Source organism: Bacillus sp. DX3.1 (assembly GCF_030292155.1).
Lineage (GTDB): Bacteria > Bacillota > Bacilli > Bacillales > Bacillaceae_G > Bacillus_A.
This window is the reverse complement of record NZ_CP128153.1, coordinates 2,446,005-2,466,410: the sequence shown is the minus strand read 5'-3', so window position 1 is coordinate 2,466,410 and position 20,406 is coordinate 2,446,005. Positions and strand designations below refer to the sequence as shown.

19 protein-coding genes and 1 pseudogene are annotated in these 20,406 nt (G+C 35.3%); 4 read left to right on the top strand and 16 right to left on the bottom strand.

Features of this window, described 5'->3' with window-relative positions; all coding sequences use genetic code 11:
• Positions 1–26 precede the first annotated feature (26 nt).
• The 4 genes and pseudogenes from QRE67_RS12075 to QRE67_RS12060 form a co-directional block, all read right to left on the bottom strand.
• Positions 27–197 (bottom strand): hypothetical protein, encoded by a 171-nt coding sequence (locus QRE67_RS12075; protein WP_286125060.1) that lies wholly within the window; start codon positions 195–197, stop codon positions 27–29.
• A 186-nt stretch (positions 198–383) separates the two neighbouring features.
• A pseudogene (locus QRE67_RS12070) lies at positions 384–530 on the bottom strand (tyrosine-type recombinase/integrase); the annotation flags it as partial.
• 26 nt (positions 531–556) lie between these two features.
• Positions 557–1,015 carry a hypothetical protein gene (locus QRE67_RS12065; RefSeq protein WP_286125059.1) on the bottom strand — a complete coding sequence of 153 codons (459 nt, stop codon included), beginning with the start codon at positions 1,013–1,015 and terminating at the stop codon, positions 557–559.
• Between the two features lie 32 nt (positions 1,016–1,047).
• A complete protein-coding gene (locus QRE67_RS12060; protein WP_286125058.1) occupies positions 1,048–1,626 on the bottom strand; it encodes a phosphoglycerate mutase family protein in 579 nt (192 codons plus the stop codon).
• Between the two features lie 590 nt (positions 1,627–2,216).
• On the opposite strand from QRE67_RS12060, the gene QRE67_RS12055 reads away from it, so the two are divergent.
• Entirely contained in the window at positions 2,217–3,206 is a 990-nt protein-coding gene (locus QRE67_RS12055) for an aldo/keto reductase family protein (protein WP_286125057.1), read from the top strand.
• Between the two features lie 128 nt (positions 3,207–3,334).
• Here the strand turns inward: QRE67_RS12055 and QRE67_RS12050 are convergent, their stop codons facing one another.
• Entirely contained in the window at positions 3,335–4,234 is a 900-nt protein-coding gene (locus tag QRE67_RS12050) for a LysR family transcriptional regulator (protein ID WP_286125056.1), read from the bottom strand.
• Positions 4,235–4,525: 291 nt separating this feature from the next.
• Positions 4,526–5,395 (bottom strand): DUF7003 family protein, encoded by an 870-nt coding sequence (locus tag QRE67_RS12045; protein ID WP_483298702.1) that lies wholly within the window; start codon positions 5,393–5,395, stop codon positions 4,526–4,528.
• A gap of 302 nt (positions 5,396–5,697) precedes the next feature.
• Between QRE67_RS12045 and QRE67_RS12040 the strand changes: the two genes are divergently transcribed.
• Complete coding sequence (locus tag QRE67_RS12040) at positions 5,698–6,711, top strand: D-alanyl-D-alanine carboxypeptidase family protein (protein ID WP_286125054.1); 1,014 nt, start codon at positions 5,698–5,700, stop codon at positions 6,709–6,711.
• 66 nt (positions 6,712–6,777) lie between these two features.
• Here the strand turns inward: QRE67_RS12040 and QRE67_RS12035 are convergent, their stop codons facing one another.
• Complete coding sequence (locus QRE67_RS12035; protein ID WP_286125053.1) at positions 6,778–7,548, bottom strand: glycosyltransferase; 771 nt, start codon at positions 7,546–7,548, stop codon at positions 6,778–6,780.
• A gap of 374 nt (positions 7,549–7,922) precedes the next feature.
• On the opposite strand from QRE67_RS12035, the gene QRE67_RS12030 reads away from it, so the two are divergent.
• Positions 7,923–8,738 (top strand): alpha/beta fold hydrolase, encoded by an 816-nt coding sequence (locus tag QRE67_RS12030; protein WP_286125052.1) that lies wholly within the window; start codon positions 7,923–7,925, stop codon positions 8,736–8,738.
• A 223-nt stretch (positions 8,739–8,961) separates the two neighbouring features.
• Here QRE67_RS12030 and QRE67_RS12025 read toward each other — a convergent pair whose 3' ends face one another.
• Positions 8,962–9,834 (bottom strand): alpha/beta hydrolase, encoded by an 873-nt coding sequence (locus QRE67_RS12025; protein ID WP_286125051.1) that lies wholly within the window; start codon positions 9,832–9,834, stop codon positions 8,962–8,964.
• 152 nt (positions 9,835–9,986) lie between these two features.
• On the opposite strand from QRE67_RS12025, the gene QRE67_RS12020 reads away from it, so the two are divergent.
• Positions 9,987–10,685 (top strand): MerR family DNA-binding transcriptional regulator, encoded by a 699-nt coding sequence (locus QRE67_RS12020; RefSeq protein WP_286125050.1) that lies wholly within the window; start codon positions 9,987–9,989, stop codon positions 10,683–10,685.
• Positions 10,686–11,218: 533 nt separating this feature from the next.
• On the opposite strand, the gene QRE67_RS12015 is transcribed toward QRE67_RS12020, so the two are convergent.
• The 8 genes from QRE67_RS12015 to QRE67_RS11980 form a co-directional block, all read right to left on the bottom strand.
• Positions 11,219–13,159 carry an AMP-binding protein gene (locus QRE67_RS12015; RefSeq protein ID WP_286125049.1) on the bottom strand — a complete coding sequence of 647 codons (1,941 nt, stop codon included), beginning with the start codon at positions 13,157–13,159 and terminating at the stop codon, positions 11,219–11,221.
• A 49-nt stretch (positions 13,160–13,208) separates the two neighbouring features.
• A complete protein-coding gene (locus QRE67_RS12010) occupies positions 13,209–14,750 on the bottom strand; it encodes an acyl-CoA carboxylase subunit beta (protein ID WP_286125048.1) in 1,542 nt (513 codons plus the stop codon).
• Positions 14,751–14,752: 2 nt separating this feature from the next.
• A complete protein-coding gene (locus QRE67_RS12005) occupies positions 14,753–15,541 on the bottom strand; it encodes an enoyl-CoA hydratase (RefSeq protein WP_286125047.1) in 789 nt (262 codons plus the stop codon).
• Positions 15,542–15,545: 4 nt separating this feature from the next.
• Complete coding sequence (locus QRE67_RS12000; RefSeq protein ID WP_286125046.1) at positions 15,546–16,457, bottom strand: hydroxymethylglutaryl-CoA lyase; 912 nt, start codon at positions 16,455–16,457, stop codon at positions 15,546–15,548.
• A gap of 22 nt (positions 16,458–16,479) precedes the next feature.
• The gene (locus QRE67_RS11995; RefSeq protein WP_286125045.1) at positions 16,480–16,695 is read right to left on the bottom strand and encodes an acetyl-CoA carboxylase biotin carboxyl carrier protein subunit; all 216 of its coding nucleotides are present in this window, start codon (positions 16,693–16,695) and stop codon (positions 16,480–16,482) included.
• A gap of 27 nt (positions 16,696–16,722) precedes the next feature.
• Complete coding sequence (locus QRE67_RS11990; protein ID WP_286125044.1) at positions 16,723–18,060, bottom strand: acetyl-CoA carboxylase biotin carboxylase subunit; 1,338 nt, start codon at positions 18,058–18,060, stop codon at positions 16,723–16,725.
• Positions 18,061–18,074: 14 nt separating this feature from the next.
• Positions 18,075–19,220, bottom strand: a complete 1,146-nt coding sequence (locus QRE67_RS11985) for an acyl-CoA dehydrogenase (RefSeq protein WP_286125043.1) — start codon at positions 19,218–19,220, stop codon at positions 18,075–18,077.
• A gap of 213 nt (positions 19,221–19,433) precedes the next feature.
• The gene (locus QRE67_RS11980; protein WP_286125042.1) at positions 19,434–20,402 is read right to left on the bottom strand and encodes a YbgA family protein; all 969 of its coding nucleotides are present in this window, start codon (positions 20,400–20,402) and stop codon (positions 19,434–19,436) included.
• Positions 20,403–20,406: the final 4 nt, after the last annotated feature.

Here is a 20,406-nt window from a genome sequence, read left to right as displayed (position 1 = left end):
ATTTTTTTATAACATTAGAACATGCCTCAAAAAAATAAACCCTCAACATACTTAAAATCTGCTAAAAATATATCTTTTCCCTTTGATATATCTTCAAAATATTCGATGGTTTTATCAGGAGTATAAACAACAAATCCTTTTTGATTTGATTTCCAATCTCCATTAATTACTTGCTTAAGAAATTCATTATACTCCATGGTTTTAACCCCATTTTCATTTGTTTTTTATGCATTTTTTTGTTTGTAACAACGGCAAGGAGAATATCTAAGTAGTTTCAAATTTTGATGTTCGAAGTGAATTATTGGTTTCTGCATGTACTTAAGATACATACAGAAATAATCATGTCTTTTAAACTTGTTAAAGTCCGTTCTCTTCCTCTTGAAGTGACTAAATGTATATGCAATTACAGGATTTTCTCGATGCTTTAAAAAATCTAAATTTGTCTTTTTTATCATACCTGTCACTTGATTAGATAACGTCTTTGGATTATAAAATGTTCCTCTTCGATTAACAAATAACGGATTTTTATCACTTGATTTTGTACAGTAGCCATTACTTATATAATTGTATAGTCATCAAAATATTGATCAATACTTTGTAGTTTTTCTACTTTAAAATTTGTAATAGCAAAAGAAGTATCATGCAAATGTAAATTTTCATCTAAAATAATTATGTTTCTATCTTTATCAATAAGAACGAATGAATAAACACCCTCTATAGTAGCTGTTACCTTTCCTAAAGCTTTTTTATCCGACCATATAGACAATCCTGCAAACAAAGAAGCAGTAACAATCACTTTATTATCTATTAATTCAATTTTAATATAGTCTGGACCGTCAACATCAAATAGCTCCACGTAATTACATTCTGAATTTCCGTATTCTTCTGTAAAATAATCAATGAAACTACTTATAAATTTTTCTTTGTTATTCAAATTTTCGAATATTTCACCACTTTCATTCAGTATAAGTTCTTCAAGTTTTTCGCTCGTAAATATTACGTCATGTACTCGCATAACTTCCCCTCCAAGGCAAAAGTCTATAATTACTACAAATTGACATTTATTCTAATCCACCCTGTTTCACCAAGGAAGTCTTCTCTTGTAAGTTTTTGTTTCGTTAAGATTTCACGATATGCTGTAATTGTTCCATCATGGGAAACGATAAAGACCTTTTTCTTTCTTATGACTTTACACCATAGGAGAAAATTTTTTGCAATTGAGTTGAATTCCTTATGAGGCATACAATTGATTCCTTTTTTCCATAAATCATCATTGGTATTATGTATTTGAAAATGCGGAAAATCTTTTCTAATTGAATCAATGGACAACATTTGATCACAAGGTAATGTTCTATCTTCTGTTAGTAAAGGAAACGTTCTTGGGGAAACCAAGGGACTTACGTATTTTTCACAAGTAATTGAATCACTCCATATGGATGCTGTTTGTAATGTTCTCCTAAGAGGACTGATGACTAATAAATCGCTTGAGCTTATCGGTAGCGCACTTTTTAATTCTTCAGCTTGATTTCTTCCGTGTTCTGTCAAAAAAGGATCGGCTATTTGAAGACTTTTAGATAGTTCTAAGGTGTGTTCTCCTTGCCCATGTCTAATAAATATTAAATCCATTTGTAGTTTCCTCATTTCTACAATCTTAGTAAACCTTGTATTAAGATCGTGTTTACATAACGCGAGTTAGCGGAAGTAAAACAAAAGATTCATCCCTTTTCAAAACAAAGAACAAACCCTTTTTTCTATCACTCTATTTACCTTTTATACGTTCCTGTTCTATTAAAAATTTCACATGCTTCATATGCCATGCTATCTGGAAACTCTTCTTTATTTTAAATACAACGTAAAATTCTAGTACATGCACAATTGAAATAATACTTTCCCATTGATTCTGAATCTACTGGAGCATGTTCTAAGTCATAAAACATTCTTTCTGTCTTATTAAAATACATTTTCCCTACTTTATCAAATGTTTCACTTTAGTTTAGCAGTCATACTTAGCTTGATGTTGATAGGGAACAGACAACATTTTAACGTTTTTATACGCTACTGACTATAGATTTCACAGCCTTGCAAACTTCTGAGTACACAGAGGGGCACTGCAGTCTTATATAAATTTTATATAAATTTATTAATAATAATATATTATGCGTATTAAAGACCGGTCTTTATAATGAAGATATAACTTTTAAAAGGAGGTAACTGGGATGGAGTTTAGTAAACTTGGCAATAGCGGATTAACAATAAGCAAGATTGCATACGGGAACTGGATAAATCATGGGGGTAAAGTAGATGAGAATACTGCAAATGAGTGTGTTAAAGCTGCACTAGATGTCGGTATAACAACGTTTGATACTGCTGATGTTTATTCAGACACTAAAGCTGAAGAAGTACTCGGCCGGTCTTTACAAGGTATACGACGGGAGGGCATTGAACTATGTACAAAGGTGTGTCATCCGACTGGGACTGGGCAAAACGATAAAGGTTTATCACGAAAACATATTCTAGAAAATTGTAATGCATCTTTGCGTCGGTTACAGACCGACTACATTGATGTCTATTATGCACACAGATTTGACCCAACTACTCCTCTTGAAGAAACGATGTTAGCTTTCGCAGATCTTGTAAGACAGGGTAAAGTTCTTTATATCGGTGTAAGTGAGTGGACAGCAGAACAAATCACCCGCGGAGCAGCACTTGCACGAGAATTGAATATTCCATTCATCGCTAGCCAGCCTCAGTACTCGATGTTGTGGCGAGTTATCGAAACTGATGTGATACCAACCTGTCAACGTGAGGGACTTGGGCAAGTAGTATGGTCTCCTGTCGCACAAGGTGTTCTCACCGGAAAATATCAACCCGGTAAACCAGTACCAACTCAATCACGTGCTAATTCGTCTGCTGGCAAACCATTTTTTCATAAACTTGCACAACGTTGGATGAATGACAATGTACTCACTGCTATCCAGAAGCTCGAACCCATCGCACAAGAGATTGACCTTACCCTCGCTCAACTCGCAGTAGCTTGGGTACTGCAAAATCAGAATGTTTCCTCAGCAATTATCGGTGCCTCAAGTCCGGAACAGGTAAGAGAGAATGCATTCGCTGCTGGTGTCAAACTGGAACCTGAAATAATGAATCAGATTGATGAAGTACTAGAAGGTTTCGTTGAGTACGATTCGAGTAAAACAGGTTAAGATTTTAGCACATTACTTAACTAGAAATATACACAAAATCTTTGTAGTCTTACTTTAAAATTAAAATTAAATTAAATTAGAATTCTTTCTTTGTAATATTTTACTGCCCATCCCATCAAGATGGGCTTTTATTCTTTGTGATTAAGTTGTGAAATCGAATAAACTTCTCTAGCAACTGTTAAGAAATGATCTAACACTGCAGATTTTTCATCTTGTCTCCATCCAACATATAGATTTACTTTTGGTGTAGTTTCTTGGATTTCTTTATAGATAACCCCAGGGCGTTTATAATTTTCCACCGACGATGGAACGACAGAAACTCCCATTCCTGCTGCAACTAAATTAACAATAGTTTGCATTTGAATAGCTTCTTGAACAATATTTAAACTTACTCCATGATCCCAAAAGTAGCTAATAATTAAATCATAAAAATTCGGACCAAAATGACGCGGAAACAAAATAAATGGTTCATCAATTAATAGTTCGAGTGAAATTTTGGGTAACGAGGCCAAAGGGTGGTCTTGATGTAAAACTAATCTTAAAGATTCATCAGAACAAACTTCAGAAAATAGTATCCCATTGTTCTGTTTAGAACGAATAAATCCAATATGAATTTGTTTTTCATAAAGTGCTTTTAGTTGCTGCTCCGTTGTCATTTCACGTAATACAAGATGGATTTTAGGAAAACGTTCTCGAAATTTTTTAAGAATATCTATAACGATTTCTGTAGAATCGACAAAACCGATTATTAGATGCCCTATTTTCCCTTCATCTGCAAGCTGTGTTTCTTTAATGGTTCTATCTACTTGAAACAGAGTTTGCCGAGCTCCTTCTAAAAATATCTTCCCAGCATCCGTGAGTTCAACCATTCTTTTTGTTCGATGAAAAAGTTGAACTCCCAATTCTTCTTCTAATTTACGGATTTCTTGGCTTAAAGGAGGTTGTGCCATCCTAAGACGTTCTGCTGCACGACTAAAATTCAATTCTTCTGCCACCATTATAAAATATCGCATTTTCCGAATGTCCATTTTAATCCATCCCTTCTATTAATTCAATAAGGACTTCTCTTTTACTACCAAACTCATTTAGGTGCCTAGTATTTCTCGTAGCCATGCCAGATACGTTTTACGGTTCTCCGGTATTAGGGATAGGAGATGTTTTCGAGTTTATCGACCTGTTCCATAGATAAGGAAAAAATCAGCAGTTTAAATATTTTCTCCTTATCACGTTTCCTCACTAATTATGAATGATGACTCGATTTTCATAAAAAAGTTTGATCTTTTTCCATACTACTTCTTAAACTAACGCCACCCGTTAGTTTAAGAAGTAGCTAATTTTATTTTCTCTATTTCATTTAAAAAAACATCATTAGATATTTTAAATTCAGTTCTTTTCTCTTTTAAGCTCTCATCATCTAAAGGACCCGTTACTTTGCCTGTCTTAATATCTAATATCCAATAATGATAATTCTGTTTATTAGGAATATGATAATTCTTATTTTTGGGGTCCTGTTTCAAATCAACTTGTTTAGCAATAATATAATTTTTGTCCCAAGCAACTTCAGTAACTTTAGTAGGTATTACAGCACTTCCCCAACCACCACTTCCTTCTTTGGGAGCTATGGTAACATTATGAGCCGAAGATCTTACAATAGAATAATCTCCTGGTAAATCAACATCATAATCAGACACACCCGCACAGCCTGTCAATAATAATAAAGATATTACTGACATTTTAAAAAACATTAATCTATGCTTCATTAACAAAACCCCCTCCAAAAAACTCAAATAACGAGCCAACTTTGTCATTGTAAACGGCTCTATTTCGATCCCCACCTGTCTATATTCTTCTTCTGTCGAAAATATCTCTACTGGCTGTTGCTGGATTAGTAGTCTCATATGTAAAGGATGTACAAAAAAATTCCCGTCATCGCCATACCACCATTCATCACCTTTCAAGCAAACTAGATCATCAATGCTGATGATGAGGCCCTTCGCATTAATGCAGTTTCCATATGCGTACAGTACATTTTCAATAGCTTCGCCTCTAGAATCGACAACTTCTATCACTATAATCCATTTTTCCTCCTTGCTGAACACAGACAATCTGCATTGTTCTAAATCAAAATTACAATTGTCTAATATAGGAAAATCAAAATTACCTGCATACTTATCTAGTATATATAAAATATCCTTTGTGTTCGCAATTACTTCCTTCTCAATTTCTGATTAATCCTCAGTTTTTTCTATTTCCTCGCCTTTTAGTTCCATTGCTTTCGCTAAATGTGAATCAGAATTAATATTCTCGATTTGGTTCTGGTGCAAAGAATCTATTAAACTTGGACATACTTTGAATTCACCGTACAGATTGTGAAATTTTTCAAAACTTAATGTTTTCCTTATAATTCTTTAGAAATTCTTTACCTTTTCTTTTCTCCTAATTAAAATATTAATTCTAAACTATTCATATAGATGTACAAGGGGGATAGCGTATGCACTTTTTCAAGAAAACAATGATTCTTCTCATATCTTTTCTTATCACAGCCATTATTGTTTTTTATTTTTATTCCTATGTAAACGGACCTACAATTAAGGCACAATCAGCTATTCTAATAGATGCAGCATCAGGAGAAATTATATATAAAAAAAATGAGGATATCCCTCTTCCCTCGGTCAGTCTATCAAAAATGATGACAGAATATATTGTGTTGGAGCATATACATGAAGGTACGATAAAATGGGATGATCGTGTGAAAATCAGTAAAAATGCTTTACACACAGCAGGAGAAAACATCGATATAACAACTAAAGATCGTATAACAGTTCGTGACTTATTTCATGCGATGATACTTGCATCCGACAACATTGCGGCAGTTTCCTTAGCAGAACATATTTCTAAAAATGAACAACGTTTCACAGGATTAATGAATGAAAAAGCGAAACAGCTACAGTTATCTAGCGACTCTTATTTTATAAATGCAACTGGACTTACAAATGAACAAAATAAAGAATCCAAAATGACTGCTTTAGATGCCTCGAAATTAGCTCAGCATGTAATAAAAGACTATCCATTCATATTGGAAATGACTCAATTAACCTCTTACAAATTCACCTTCAAAGATATACATGTTTTCAATACAAATAAAATGTTGTATTCACTTGATAAAAAAGTAAAGTTTAAAGGAGTCGAAGGCTTACAAACTAGCTTCACAAATGCTGCAGGATATAGTTTCACAGGAACAGCCAAACAAGGAAATAAAAGACTCATTTCTGTTGTGATGGGGACAAGCGGAGAAGATAGTATGTTTATTGAAACAAAAAAATTATTTACTTATGGATTCAAGCCTTCACAAAATTCTTCTCTTCAATCTTTAAAGAATTTTGCGGAATCATGGACATGTTTGCTTCAATTTAAAAATTTATTTTTGCAAATTGTAACGTTTTTGGTCATTATATTAGGTTTGCTTTTTCTTCATACACGTATGAAAAATACAGAGGATTTTTAATTTAAAGCTCTCTTTCATATACAAATAAACCGACTTGTATCTTCCAAAACGAGTCGGTTTATTTTATTATAATTTTTCTTTTTCTTTTTCATAATATAACTCGTCTGCATATTTCGTATTTGTTCCTTTCAAGTATGCAAAAATGATTTGTGGTCTCTTTAGTAATGTCCAATCTCCATGTTCATCAAATTTTCTACAAGAAGTTGTCATATACGCTTTCTTTATAGTGGCAAACCTTTTACCACATGTTTTGCCATGCTTTTTTAACCGCATTGCAAACTCAGCGTCTTCAGCCATTAACATATTTTCGTTAAATCCGCCGATTGCATCAAAGTCTTTTTTATAGCACCAAAACATCCCGACTGATACTAGGCCATATTTAAAAATAAGCGGGATAATTAATAGTAATCCTGATACAATGATTCCTAACGAAACACGTTCATATTTTCCACTAACTCCACCACCAATGTACTTTCCTGTTATCAAGTGCTGTTCTATTTCACTCAACATATTGCCACTCATCCAACTATCAGCATCTATTGTAACAATAATTTCCCCTCTGGCTACTTCCGCTCCAGCATTTCTGATTTTTGAAAGGTTTTTATTCTCATTTTGCAGTGTTACACAATGATACGATTTTGCGATTTCTTCCGTACCGTCATTACAGCGATTTAGTACAACAATGACTTCCACTTGATCTTTATACGGTGTTGATGCAGCTACAATTGAATCTAGGCACCTACCAATATACTTTTCTTCATTATGTGCAGGGATGATAATAGAAAACTTAACATGCTGTTCGCTGTCTATTCCGACAAAACAATCGTCTTTGTCCATATCTCATCTCTCCTATAACATTTTTCAAACAAATCCATCTCATTATATTTATAGCAAAGTTGTTATAGAACTCGCTAATTTTATTGTCCTAGACAATAAAAATTGAAATTCATGATAATAACTACTCATCATTTCTTTATGTCTTCAAGCAAACCTCTTCCAATTAAATTAGCCTCAGTCTACTAATTCTCCTTTTTCACCTTTATTCCCCTTCTTTTCTACATAATTCATCACTCAATAAAATAGATATAAATAAAGGAATATGAAAATGAATCTAGAAAGTATGATGTGGCTGAATTAAGACGACGACTCTTAATAATCAATATCCATAATACGCCAGATTAGAATAAATAATTATTTTAGGAGGAAAAATGATGTCAGAGTGCTTAATAAGGACTGTAAAAATTAATTATGAAGTGTTTGGTTCAGGGAAGCCCATCATTATGATCCATGGCTTCTCTCCTGATTCAAGATTAATGATAGGTTGTATGGAACCAATTTTTAAAGAACGAGAAGGATTTAAAAGAATTTATCTTGATCTTCCAGGTATGGGGAAAACAAAAAATTATCAAAGTATTAAAAACTCTAATGACATGTTAGAAATTGTTATCGATTTTATTGAAGCAATTATACCAAACCAATCTTTTTTAGTTGTCGGTGAATCATATGGCAGCTATTTAGCACGAGGCATTATTGCAAAAAATAAAGAAAAGATAGCTGGTGCTGCTTTTATTTGTCCAATGATTATCCCTGAGATGGGTAAAAGAAACCTTCCTGAACATTTAATTATTTATAAAGATGAAAGTTTTTTAGAGAAGCTAAATAAAGAAGAAAGGGATGCTTTCCGTTCTAATTCGGTAGTACTTAATGAATATACTTGGCAACGTTATAAAAATGAAATTTTAATTGGCTGTGAAATAGCTGATGAAAAATTGTTATCCAAAATTAAAGAGGAATATGGTTTTACTTTTGAAATAGATAATATGTTATTTGAATCCCCAAGTGTTTTTCTTTTAGGAAAACAAGATTCTGTTGTAGGATATAAGGATGCTTTTGAGTTACTAGATAAATATCCCCGAGCTACATTTGCAGTTTTGGACAAGGCCGGACATAATTTACAAATTGAACAACAAGCATTATTTAATTCTTTAATAAACGAATGGTTAGATAGGGTTACAGAAAATAAATAACTTTGTAATCTACATGCTACATTATTCTGTATATAAAAGAGGATATAGATACTTACGATGAACATAGTATCTATATCCTCTTTTTATTTTAGCATGATTCTTCCTTTTTCTATATAATCAATTGATTCCTTCTTATCAACTTTATTTTTTATCCAACCACTCTTTAAAGTATTTACTTCAAATATTGAATTATGTCCTCTTATCTTTCTGATTACCGTCTAAACTATGACAATAGATTATCAATAAACCAAGGTTTTATCAAAGGTAGAACAGTAATAGGTTGCATTGCTTTTGTATGATTCATGTTATTTCCCTTTAAAATTTCTACATCCCAACCTAAGTGTTCTAATTCTTTTTCATTTTTTTGTAATAAACCGACTATATCAACAGTCACGCTTCCAAAGTTTTCACCATAAACGATTGTATCTTTTTCTCCTGCAAAAGCTAGTTTAGGGATATTCAATCTATTTTGAATTTTTTTATCATCAAAATCTATTAAGTTTTTATACATAGTAACAAATTGTTTCGTTTGAGTTGGATCAATTTTTACTTGTATGTTATCCCAATCAATTTCTTCAGGATTAGTATTTTTTTCTTGTTGATATTCAGATATATTTTGATTATTCAACGCTTGCTCGTATGTCTTATTGGTTACTATCATCATTTCTTTATAGGGTCCTTCATATGGTGGATACCCTCCCATAATTAAACTTTCTAGTCTATTCGTTCTGATTGCCAATTGTAATCCAACTAGAGCCAGCCATGAATAACCATAATAACTAAAATTTCCAACATTCATTTTATCAGCTATCAATAATAAATCTTTTGCAATATTCTCAGGTGTGAGATTATCAGGGTTTGGATTTTCAAAAAGATGTCCTTCATAATCAAAGTACAAAACCTGAAACTTGTCGGAAAGTCCTTCGATAAATCTTTTTCCTAATTCAGGATCTACGCCCCATAATTTCAAGTTTTCGGCTTCTTGACCATAAACGGATTTTTTGGCTATTGGCAACATGATTACTTTACTATTGGCATTTCCAATTAAACCAACTTCCAATTCTGAACCATCATTTAATTTTACGATTTTTTTCAATATAATCACTCCTAATTTGTTTATACTACTATCATATAACATGTATGCAATATCTCAGTTTTTCATTTTTAAACGTTGATATTATACTGTTTTTATTTTTTTATGTTATTGTAGCACTTGAATGTTTTACTTTAATGATAAGGAATGAATAAATGAAAAATACATATACGCCTAAACAAATTGCTAATAAATTGAAAGTAAGTACGACCACTTTAAGGAGATATGAAGAACAAAGCTTAATTCCTGATGTACCAAGAACAACAAGTAATCATAGATACTATAAGCCAATCCATTTTCAAGCCTTTATTACTATTCGATCATTATTGAATGGATATGATATACCCGTTGTTTATGATGTAATGAGAAAAATTAAGAATGGAGACATTGAAAATGCACTTTGGTTAGTGAATAATCAACAATACAACATCCAAGTAGAAAAACATAGAATTGAAGAAATACTGACCATGATAACAAGTGCTGATTTTACTAAATATAAAAATGTTAAAATAACTGATTATATGAGCATTGGAAAAGTAGCAGAAATTGCTGGAGTAAATACTTCTGCAATTCGACATTGGGAAAAAGAGGGGTTAATTCACTCAGAAAGAAATAAAGAAAATGGATATAGAATTTTTACTGTACTTGAATTGAGAAAAATATTAGTCATTAGTAGTTTAAGAAAGACAATATATTATATTGAAAATATGAAAGAACTTTTAAATGACTTAGACACACAAAGTTACACAAAAGTAGAGCGATCGTTCCAGCTTGCACTACAAAATTTAAACAATCAACTAACTATGCAATTTAAAGGAATAACTGAACTAATGCAATATATAGATTTTCACTAAGAGGATTTCCAACCACAATATTTGTTATATTGGTCGTTTTAGTGCTAAAGGTTATATAACCTAGCTAATTTAATAACTGGTTCTATAATAATCCTTCCTGAGCTAAACTGCCCCTATAGTTCGATAAGAAAAAAATGAAAATCCACCTTTGTTAAGATCAGATATTTCGGTTTTTCTTTTTATAAACGGTTTAACTTTGTTTTAAACTTACAGTGAGAATCTAAAACAAACTTAAGAAAATTAGCATTGAAATAAATTGCAAACCTATAAAAATAAAAAAAGAAGCGGGACTTATTTGCCGCTTCTTTATCTATACTTGTTCTGTTTTTACATGTGTATACTGCTTTCGAGAACGTTTTTGCCAAACAATAGTAGTTAATAAAGTCACTATTAAGAGGATGAGACCTAGCACGAAAGGATAGATAATTTGAACATCGTATAACATAACACATGCACTAAGCATGTCCTATTCTATCTCGATTCTCAAAAAGATAAAAAGCGAACTCTTTTTATAAAGAGTTCGCTTCATCCGTTTATATTTGTTGAGATTGTAATCCTTGAATATATGTGACAACTTCTGGATTAACTAGAGAAGATAAATCTCCTAGTTCTTTTCCTAAGTATGCCGCTTTAATTACTCGTCTCATTACCTTAGAATTACGCGTCTTCGGTAAATCTTCTACGACGTGAACGTCTTTTGGACATAATGCTTTCCCAATATGAGAATTTACTAGACTCATTAATTCTTTTTTAAGTTCAGGTGTAAATGATGTGCCTTCACGTAAAACAACAAAGCAGTGACATACTTCTCCTTTTATTTCATCGGGTACACCAATTGCAGCGGCTTCTACTACATCATTGTGTTTTACAAGAATAGATTCATATTCAGCCGGACCAATTCGTTTTCCTGCGATATTTAACGTATCATCAGAACGACCTGTAATAATGTATTGCTCTCCATCGTAGATGACCCAATCACCATGCACCCATTTATTTTCAAAACGAGACCAATACGTATTTACATACCGCTCGTCATCTTCCCAGAAACTTTTTGTCATTCCAACCCATGGTTTTTCTAAACATAGCTCGCCAACTTCATCTCGAATTGGCACACCTTTTTCATCTAATACAACAGCTGCCATTCCTGGTAATGATGCGTTAAAACTAATTGGTGCAATCGGTTTAATAAGAACATTTCCAAATATACCACCGGAAATTTCCGTTCCCCCTGAATAGTTACAAATTGGCACTTTTCCTTTTCCAACCGTCTCAAAAAGCCACATCCATGGGTCTGGGTTCCATGGCTCTCCTGTTGATGCGAAAACTTCTAAACTTTGCAGAGAATGTTTTTTTACAAAGTCATCGCCTTTTGCCATTAATGCTCGAATTAATGTAGGCGAAATGCCTAGATGTGTAATTTGGTATCGATCAACCGTTTCCCATAACCGATCAGCTTCTGGATAATCAGGTACCCCTTCATACATTACCATTGTTGCGCCGTTTACAAGAGAGCCAAACAGTAAAAACGGCCCCATCATCCAGCCCATATCTGTAACCCATAACACACGGTCACCTTGCTTAATATTCATACCAAATCCAGCATCAAATGCTGCTTTTAACGGAAAACCAGCATGCGTGTGTACGGTTCCTTTTGGTTTTCCAGTTGTTCCAGATGTATAGATTAACATAAGGGGATCATCGCTTTTCATTTCTTCAGCATGTGTAAATGGTTTCTCTTTTTCCAGCGTACTCCATGAAAGATCGTAGTGATGAGGTGTAAAATCATTTCCTGCATGACGAACGATTACAACCTTTTCAACGGATGGGCAATGTTCACATGCTTTATCAACCTCATCTTTTAAAGAAACGATTTTACCACGGCGTGAAAACCCATCTGCTGTAATAATCATTTTCGATCCTGCGGCTTGTACACGTGTCATGACTGCATCTGCCGCAAACCCTGAGAAAATCGGGGAAATAATCGCACCAATTTTCATAACTGCTAACATAGCAACAACCGTTTCTGGAATCATTGGCATGTAAATTGTTACACGGTCACCTTTCTCAATTCCAGACTGCTTCAATCCATTGGCGACACGGCTCACCCAAAGATCAAGTTCTTCATATGTGAACGACTTTGTCGTTCCATTTTCTCCTTCATACATTAATGCAGGTTGTTTTCTTGTTTCTTCGTCTGCAAGCCAGCGAGATAAAACAGATTCTACAACATTACATGTTCCTTCAGTATACCACTGTGCAAATGGAGTACCGTTCTCTAAATCCAATACTTCTGTATATGGTTTCATCCATTGATAGCCGACGGCACGTTCCGCTTCCCCCCAAAACCAGGCAGTGTCTTCAATTGATTTTTTGTAAAATGTTTCATAGTCTTCGTATCCAAGCGCTGTCATCCATTCATATAAACGTGTTTTTTCTTTATATTCTTCAGTTGGAAACCAAACGGCTTGTTTCAATGTTTTTCCCCTCCCTATTTTTCAAACAAGAAAGCCCTATAAAGGGCTTTTATACTGGATAAACTGGATGTTTTCGATCTGTAAATACTTGATATTTACTCATATACATATCAAAGCGTTTCTTCAACTCTTCTCGCAAATCATTTGGATGAACAATACCGTCAATGACCATTTCTGATGCAAGACGATAAATATCAATGTCTTGTTTATATTCTTCCCGTTTTTCTGCAATAAAGCTTGCACGCTCTTCTTCTGGCAAAGCAGCGATTTTGTTCGCATAAACGGCATTTACAGCAGCTTCTGGTCCCATAACAGCAATAGAAGCTGTCGGCAATGCTAAGCAGCAATCCGGCTCAAATGCAGGGCCTGCCATCGCATATAAACCGGCGCCGTAAGCTTTTCGTACAACTATGGAAATTTTCGGTACTGTCGCTTCACTCATTGCGGAAATCATTTTAGCACCGTGACGAATAATACCTGCACGCTCTACCTTTGTGCCAATCATAAATCCAGGTACGTCCGCAAGGAATAGTAACGGAATATGATATGCATCACATAAATTAATAAACTTTGCCGCTTTATCAGCAGAATCGTGGAATAATACGCCGCCTTTCATACGCGGCTGATTTGCAATAATACCGACTGGTTTTCCATTGATACGTCCTAATCCTGTAATTAGTTCTTGAGCAAATAATTTTTTCACTTCAAAGAAAGAGCCTTCATCAATAATACGGTTAATAAGATCTTTCATATTGAAAGGAGCATTTTGATTTTCTGGTATGATCTGTTCTAACGTTTTTTCAAATTGTTTCGGTTCTTGCGGTTCAATCGTAGGAGCATTTTCTAAATAGTTACTTGGGAAGTAGGATATATATTGTCTCGCCCCTGCAATTGCTTCTTCTTCTGTTTTACATAGGACATCACCGCATCCTGATACGGAGCAATGCATACGGGCACCGCCCATTTCTTCAAGCGTTACTTTTTCACCAATGACCATTTCAGCCATACGCGGTGAACCTAAATACATCGATGCATTTCCTTCGACCATCATGACAACGTCACAGAAAGCAGGAATGTAAGCACCACCAGCTGCCGATGGACCAAATAATAAACAAATTTGCGGCACTTTACCTGATAACTTTACTTGGTTATAAAAAATACGTCCTGCACCGCGGCGACCTGGGAACATTTCAACTTGATCTGTAATACGCGCACCAGCGGAATCGACAAGATAAAAGAGAGGTACTCGTAATTTTTCTGCTGTTTCTTGAATACGTAAGATTTTCTCAACTGTACGTGAACCCCATGATCCAGCTTTTACTGTCGAATCATTTGCCATTACACATACAGTGCGTCCATGTACTTTACCAGTAGCTGTTACAACACCATCCGCTGGTAATCCTGTTTGTTCACAATTTGCAAATAAGGCATCTTCAACATATTCACCATTATCAAATAAAAGAGCGAGTCTATCACGAACAAAGATTTTTCCTTTTGCTTTATTTTGCTCGTGATACTTCGGTGCACCGCCTTGTTTAATTTCTTCAACACGTTCTTCAAACGTACGAGATTGCTGTTTCTGATCTAGCACAATTACTCCCCCTTATAAATTGGCTTACGTTTTTCTTGAAATGCTTGTAACCCTTCAAGACGATCTTTCGTATGAATCACACCTTCATACGCCTGTTTTTCCATTTGTAATCCAGTATGTAAATCAGCTTGTATTCCGTTTGTAATTGCTTCTTTTGCAAACCGAACAGCAATTGGGCCATTGCTAGCAATTCGCTCTGCAATTTCAATTGTTTTTTCTTCTAGCATGTCAGAAGGAACAACATATTCAACCAATCCATAATCCTTTGCCTCAGCTGCAGAAATTCTACGTGCTGTGTAAATTAATTCCTTCGCTCTACCAACGCCGATAAGACGTGGAAGACGCTGTGTACCACCAGCTCCTGGGATAATCGCAAGCGACGTTTCTGTTAAGCCAAGACTTGCCTTTTCGGAAGCAAGTCGGAAATCACATGCTAAACTTAACTCAGTTCCACCACCAAGTGCGATTCCGTTAATGGCAGCAATCACAGGCTGTGACAATTGTTCGATCATGTCCATCGTTGACCGAATCATCCCAACGGCGTGACGTACTTGTTCTTCATTCATATTGGCACGTTCTTTTAAATCCGCACCGGCACAAAATGCTTTTTCACCAGCTCCTGTTAAAATTACAACGCGGACATCATTTTCTTCATTTATGTTGCTTAATGTGGCTTGTAATTCTTCTAAAAGTGCAAGAGATAGTGAGTTTGCTTGACGTTCACGATTTAAAGTTAGTTTTACGATATGTGCTGTTACATAGTCGACTGAAATATTTTGTAGTTTTAGCATTTTATCACCTACTTATTGTTTTATATTGAAGTGCACGATACACATTACTTGACAATGGAATATTCAGCTTACTTTGAATAAATTGACTCGCTTGCAGTAATTTTTCTTCATTTATATTTGTTTGTACGCCCATTTGATGGAGCATATGCACTAAATCGTCAGTCGCAACATTTCCTGATGCTCCCGGTGCATAGGGACAGCCACCAAGACCACCACATGAACTATCAAATGTCGTTACGCCGCATTCTAATGATTTGACAACATTGGCAAGTGCCATGCCGTACGTATTATGAAAATGCATCGCAAATTGAGAAGTATCATATTTTCTAAGTAAATGTTCCAATACACGCTCCACTTGTGCAGGATTGGCAACACCAATGGTATCCCCTAGTGAGACTTCATAAATGCCATATGAGAAGAGTTGATTACATAACTCATCGACAGCATCAATACTAACGTCTCCTTCATAAGGACACCCAAATACAGTAGATACATAACCTCTTACTCTTTTACCTGCAAAATGTGCTTGTTTTGTAATATCTTGAATAACAGATAGCGCTTCTGTAATGGACTTATTTATGTTGCTTTTATTATGAGCTTCACTCGCTGATAAAAAAACATTCACCTCATCTACATGTTGCAAAAGAGCTCGTTCCAAACCATTTTGATTTGGAACAAGCGCAGCATATGTAACATCTGGGTTCCGCTCTAACTCTGCAAACACATCGCTTGCATCAGCTAAAGCAGGAACCCATTTCGGGTGAACGAAAGAGGAAACTTCAATATAAGAAAGACCAGCTTCTGAAAGTAAATGAATCCATTTCACTTTATCTTTTGTGTCAACAATTTTCTTTTCATTTTGCAAACCATCACGTGGTCCCACTTCTTTAATGACAGCAAAAGTAGGTAGCTTCATTTCATTTCACCCCTTCTTCTCCCTATTCAACCTCTACTAATACATCTCCCTCATTCACAAAATCGCCTTCTTGCACATTAATTTTCATAACTGTCCCAGCTTCTTCTGACACAATCGGAATTTCCATTTTCATAGATTCCAAAATGACGACATCCTGCTCTTCCTCTACTGTATCTCCTACTCCTACAACAATTTTCCAAACATTTCCTGCCATCGATGCATACACTTTTGTCATCATTTGTTCCCCCTTTAATATTCATAAGCCTTATTTTTTTACAAGCTGTTTTGTAACAAAACCTGTTGTGTAAATACCACTTTGGAACACTTCATCTTCTAACACTTGTAGAAGCATCGGTGTATTTGTTTTAATACCTTCTACTTTTAATTCCATAAGCGCATCTTGCAGCTTAGCAATTGCTTCTTCACGCGTTTCTCCATGAGCAATTACTTTCGCAATCATTGGATCGTAAAATGGTGTGATTGTTACATTGTCTTCTAAAAAGTGATCAATCCGTACAGTAGCTGGAAGTGTTAGCCCCGTAATCTTCCCTGGAGATGGGAAAAATGTTTTTGGGTCTTCCGCATAAATACGCGCTTCAATGGCATGACCACTACGGTTTACTTCAGCTTGCGTAAATGCAAGTTTCTCCCCTGATGCAATAAGAAGTTGCTGCTCTACTAGGTCAAGACCTGTAATTTCTTCTGTGACTGGATGTTCCACTTGTAATCTCGTATTCATTTCTAAGAAATAAAAGTTTTTCTCATCATCAACGAGAAACTCAACTGTACCTGCATTTGTATAGCCAAGCGCTTTCGCCGCTTGTACTGCAACTTCTCCCATTGCCTTACGCGTTTCTTCATCTAGGAATGGGGACGGTGCTTCTTCAATTACCTTTTGATTTCGGCGTTGCACAGAACATTCACGTTCCCATAAATACACCGTGTTTCCATGTGTATCGGCAAGAAGCTGAATTTCGATATGATGCGCATCTGCGATATATCGCTCTAAATACATTTCACCATTACCAAAAAAGTTTTGTGCCCGTGTTTTATTACTTTCAAATGCTTTGGTGAGCGTTTGCTCAGTTTCCATCAATTGCATTCCAATGCCTCCGCCGCCAGCGGATGCCTTCAGCATTAATGGATAACCAATTTGTTTTGCAATTTCAATTGCTTCTTGAGCAGTCTCAATATTTGATGTAATTCCTGGTACAACTGGAACATTTGCTTCTTGCATTGCATGGCGAGATTCAATCTTACTCCCCATTCTGGCAATGACTTCTTCAGACGGGCCGATAAATACAATTCCTTCTTCCTTACAGCGAATCGCAAAAGAAGGATTTTCTGATAATAATCCATAACCAGGATGAATTGCTTCAGCATTCGTTTTCTTGGCGATTTCAATAATCTTTTCGAGATTTAAATAACTCTCTTGAACACGTGGTCCACCTACTACATAAGCTTCATTCGCAAGCTTTACATGAAGAGCGTTTGCATCTGCTTCTGAGTAAATTGCGACAGTACGAATGCCAAGTTTTTGACACGTTTTTATAATCCGAACCGCAATTTCACCGCGATTGGCAATCAATATTTTTTGAAACATAGTGAGTCCCCCTTTTATCTACAACCTAAATGTCTTGCAATTACGAGACGTTGAATTTCAGAAGTACCTTCACCAATTTCTAAAAGCTTCGCATCACGAATATGACGCTCTACTTCATATTCGCGCATATAACCATATCCACCATGAATTTGCACCGCTTGATTGGAAATACGACTTGCTGCTTCTGACGCAAAAAGTTTTGCCATTGCTGCTTCTTTTCCAAACGGTTTATCATGATCTTTTAACCAAGCTGCTTTATGTACTAGATTACGTGCTAATTCCACTTCAGTTGCCATATCAGCCAATTTAAATTGAATCGCCTGGAAATTAGAAATCGGTCGACCAAATTGTTGACGTTCCTTCGCATATTGAAGTGCACGTTCAAACGCGGATTGTGCAATTCCGACAGCTAATGCCGCAATCGAAATACGACCACCATCAAGCGTATATAAAAATTGCTTAAATCCTTTATTCACATCACCAAGGATGTTCTCCTTTGGAACACGCACACTATCAAGCACGATTTCACATGTGTTTGAAGCACGAACGCCCATTTTATCGTACGGACTTGTAATCGTTAAACCTTCACTATTTGTCGGTACTATAAAAGCAGAGATACGTTTTTTACCATTTTCTTCAACACCATTGACAGCGGTTACAATGATTGTATTTGCATACTCAGCATTTGTAATCCAACACTTCTCACCACTAATCACATACTCATCACCATCTAAAATGGCTTTCGTTTGTGTACCACCTGCATCAGACCCTGCATTCGGTTCTGTTAAACCAAAAGCGCCGAGCGTTTTTCCTGATGCCATCGGAACTAAATATTTTTGTTTTTGTTCTTCTGTACCAAAGTAATAGATCGGCGAAGCACCTAGTGAGATTGTTGCGGCATAACTTAATCCTGTCCCACCACAAGCTCGCCCGATTTCTTCAACCGCTAACGCGTACGATAATGTATCGCCGCCAGATCCACCATATTCTTCTGGGAATGGGATTCCTAATAAGCCTAGTTCGCCCATCTTTTGAAATGTTTCATATGGGAATTCTGCTGTTTTGTCATAATACACAGCTTTTGGAGCGATTTCCTTTTCAGCAAAGTCGCGTACCATTTCTTTGATCATTTGTTTTTCTCTAGTAAGAGTAAATTCCATTCCGCCACACCCCTTATCGAATTTCGGATTTCGACAGCGTGCGAGTCTGTACTACAAACATTACATGTCTAAAGCACGATTAGTAGTTAGATAATTTCTATAATTCTGTCATAATTTAATTTTAAAACAGATTCTGTACTCATGCACAAAAAAATTCCTACATTGTTCTACAACAACATAGGAATAAAAAAGTCGAATTATGTAGTTTTTTGTTTAATAATCTCTTCCTTTTCCAGAATCTGAAATTTCTACTAGTGCTTCTGGATACGGTTCAAAGTATGTCTGTCGCAATAAATAGTCTTCTTCAAACCGAAGAGCCCATGATTTTAAAAGCGCAAGCAAATTACTAAGTGGAATTTTTTTCTCCACATATTTATGAAGGAGTGATAGAAAATGTTCCTTTTCTTCTTTTTTTAAATCCTTTTTAAAGTATCCAAAAATATGCTGACATACGTTTACATTTGATGTATAGCGAGGTGTACGCTCTAATAATTCACATAATGTTTTCTCATAGTTTTCAAATACTTCCTCATGGGGAGCCTTTGCTGGATTTGCAATTATGCGGCCCAATTCTTTTTGTTTTGTCTGATTATATGCCATAAATAAATACTTGTGATCCGTTTGAAAGGAAACAAGCTCTTCCATACTTTTATTTTCCTTTAACGTTTTAAAATGAGCAATTGTAAACAATCTTGTAAAGAAATGTTCACGAATAATAAAATTCGACAATCTACCTTCTTCTTCCACTGCAACGTGCGAAAATTTTTCTAAAACAGTACCACCAAATAGACCAGCACCTTTTCCTTTTGCTGGTGCTTTTTCAAATCCTGTATAAATTTTCACATCTCTAGTCCCGCAGCTTGGAGAACGATTTTTCAAGATAAACCCATCTACATCAGGTAATGAAGAAAGAAACTCCTCAGAAAAATGTTTCATTTTCTCTGTCACATCTTCTTTTGTTGAAGGTTGCACTAGTTTTTGAACACCATCTTCCTCTACAATCCGAATTGTCTCACGCGGAATGCCTAAACCAATTTCTACTTCAGGACAAACCGGAATAAATGTAACAAAAGGCTGTAAATTCCGAATCGTAAGGTCAGGGATTTTATCACCGTTATAACGACACGCTTCAAATTCTAAACACTTACTTACAACAACTGTTGGTGTTGCAAATTGTCTCATCCAA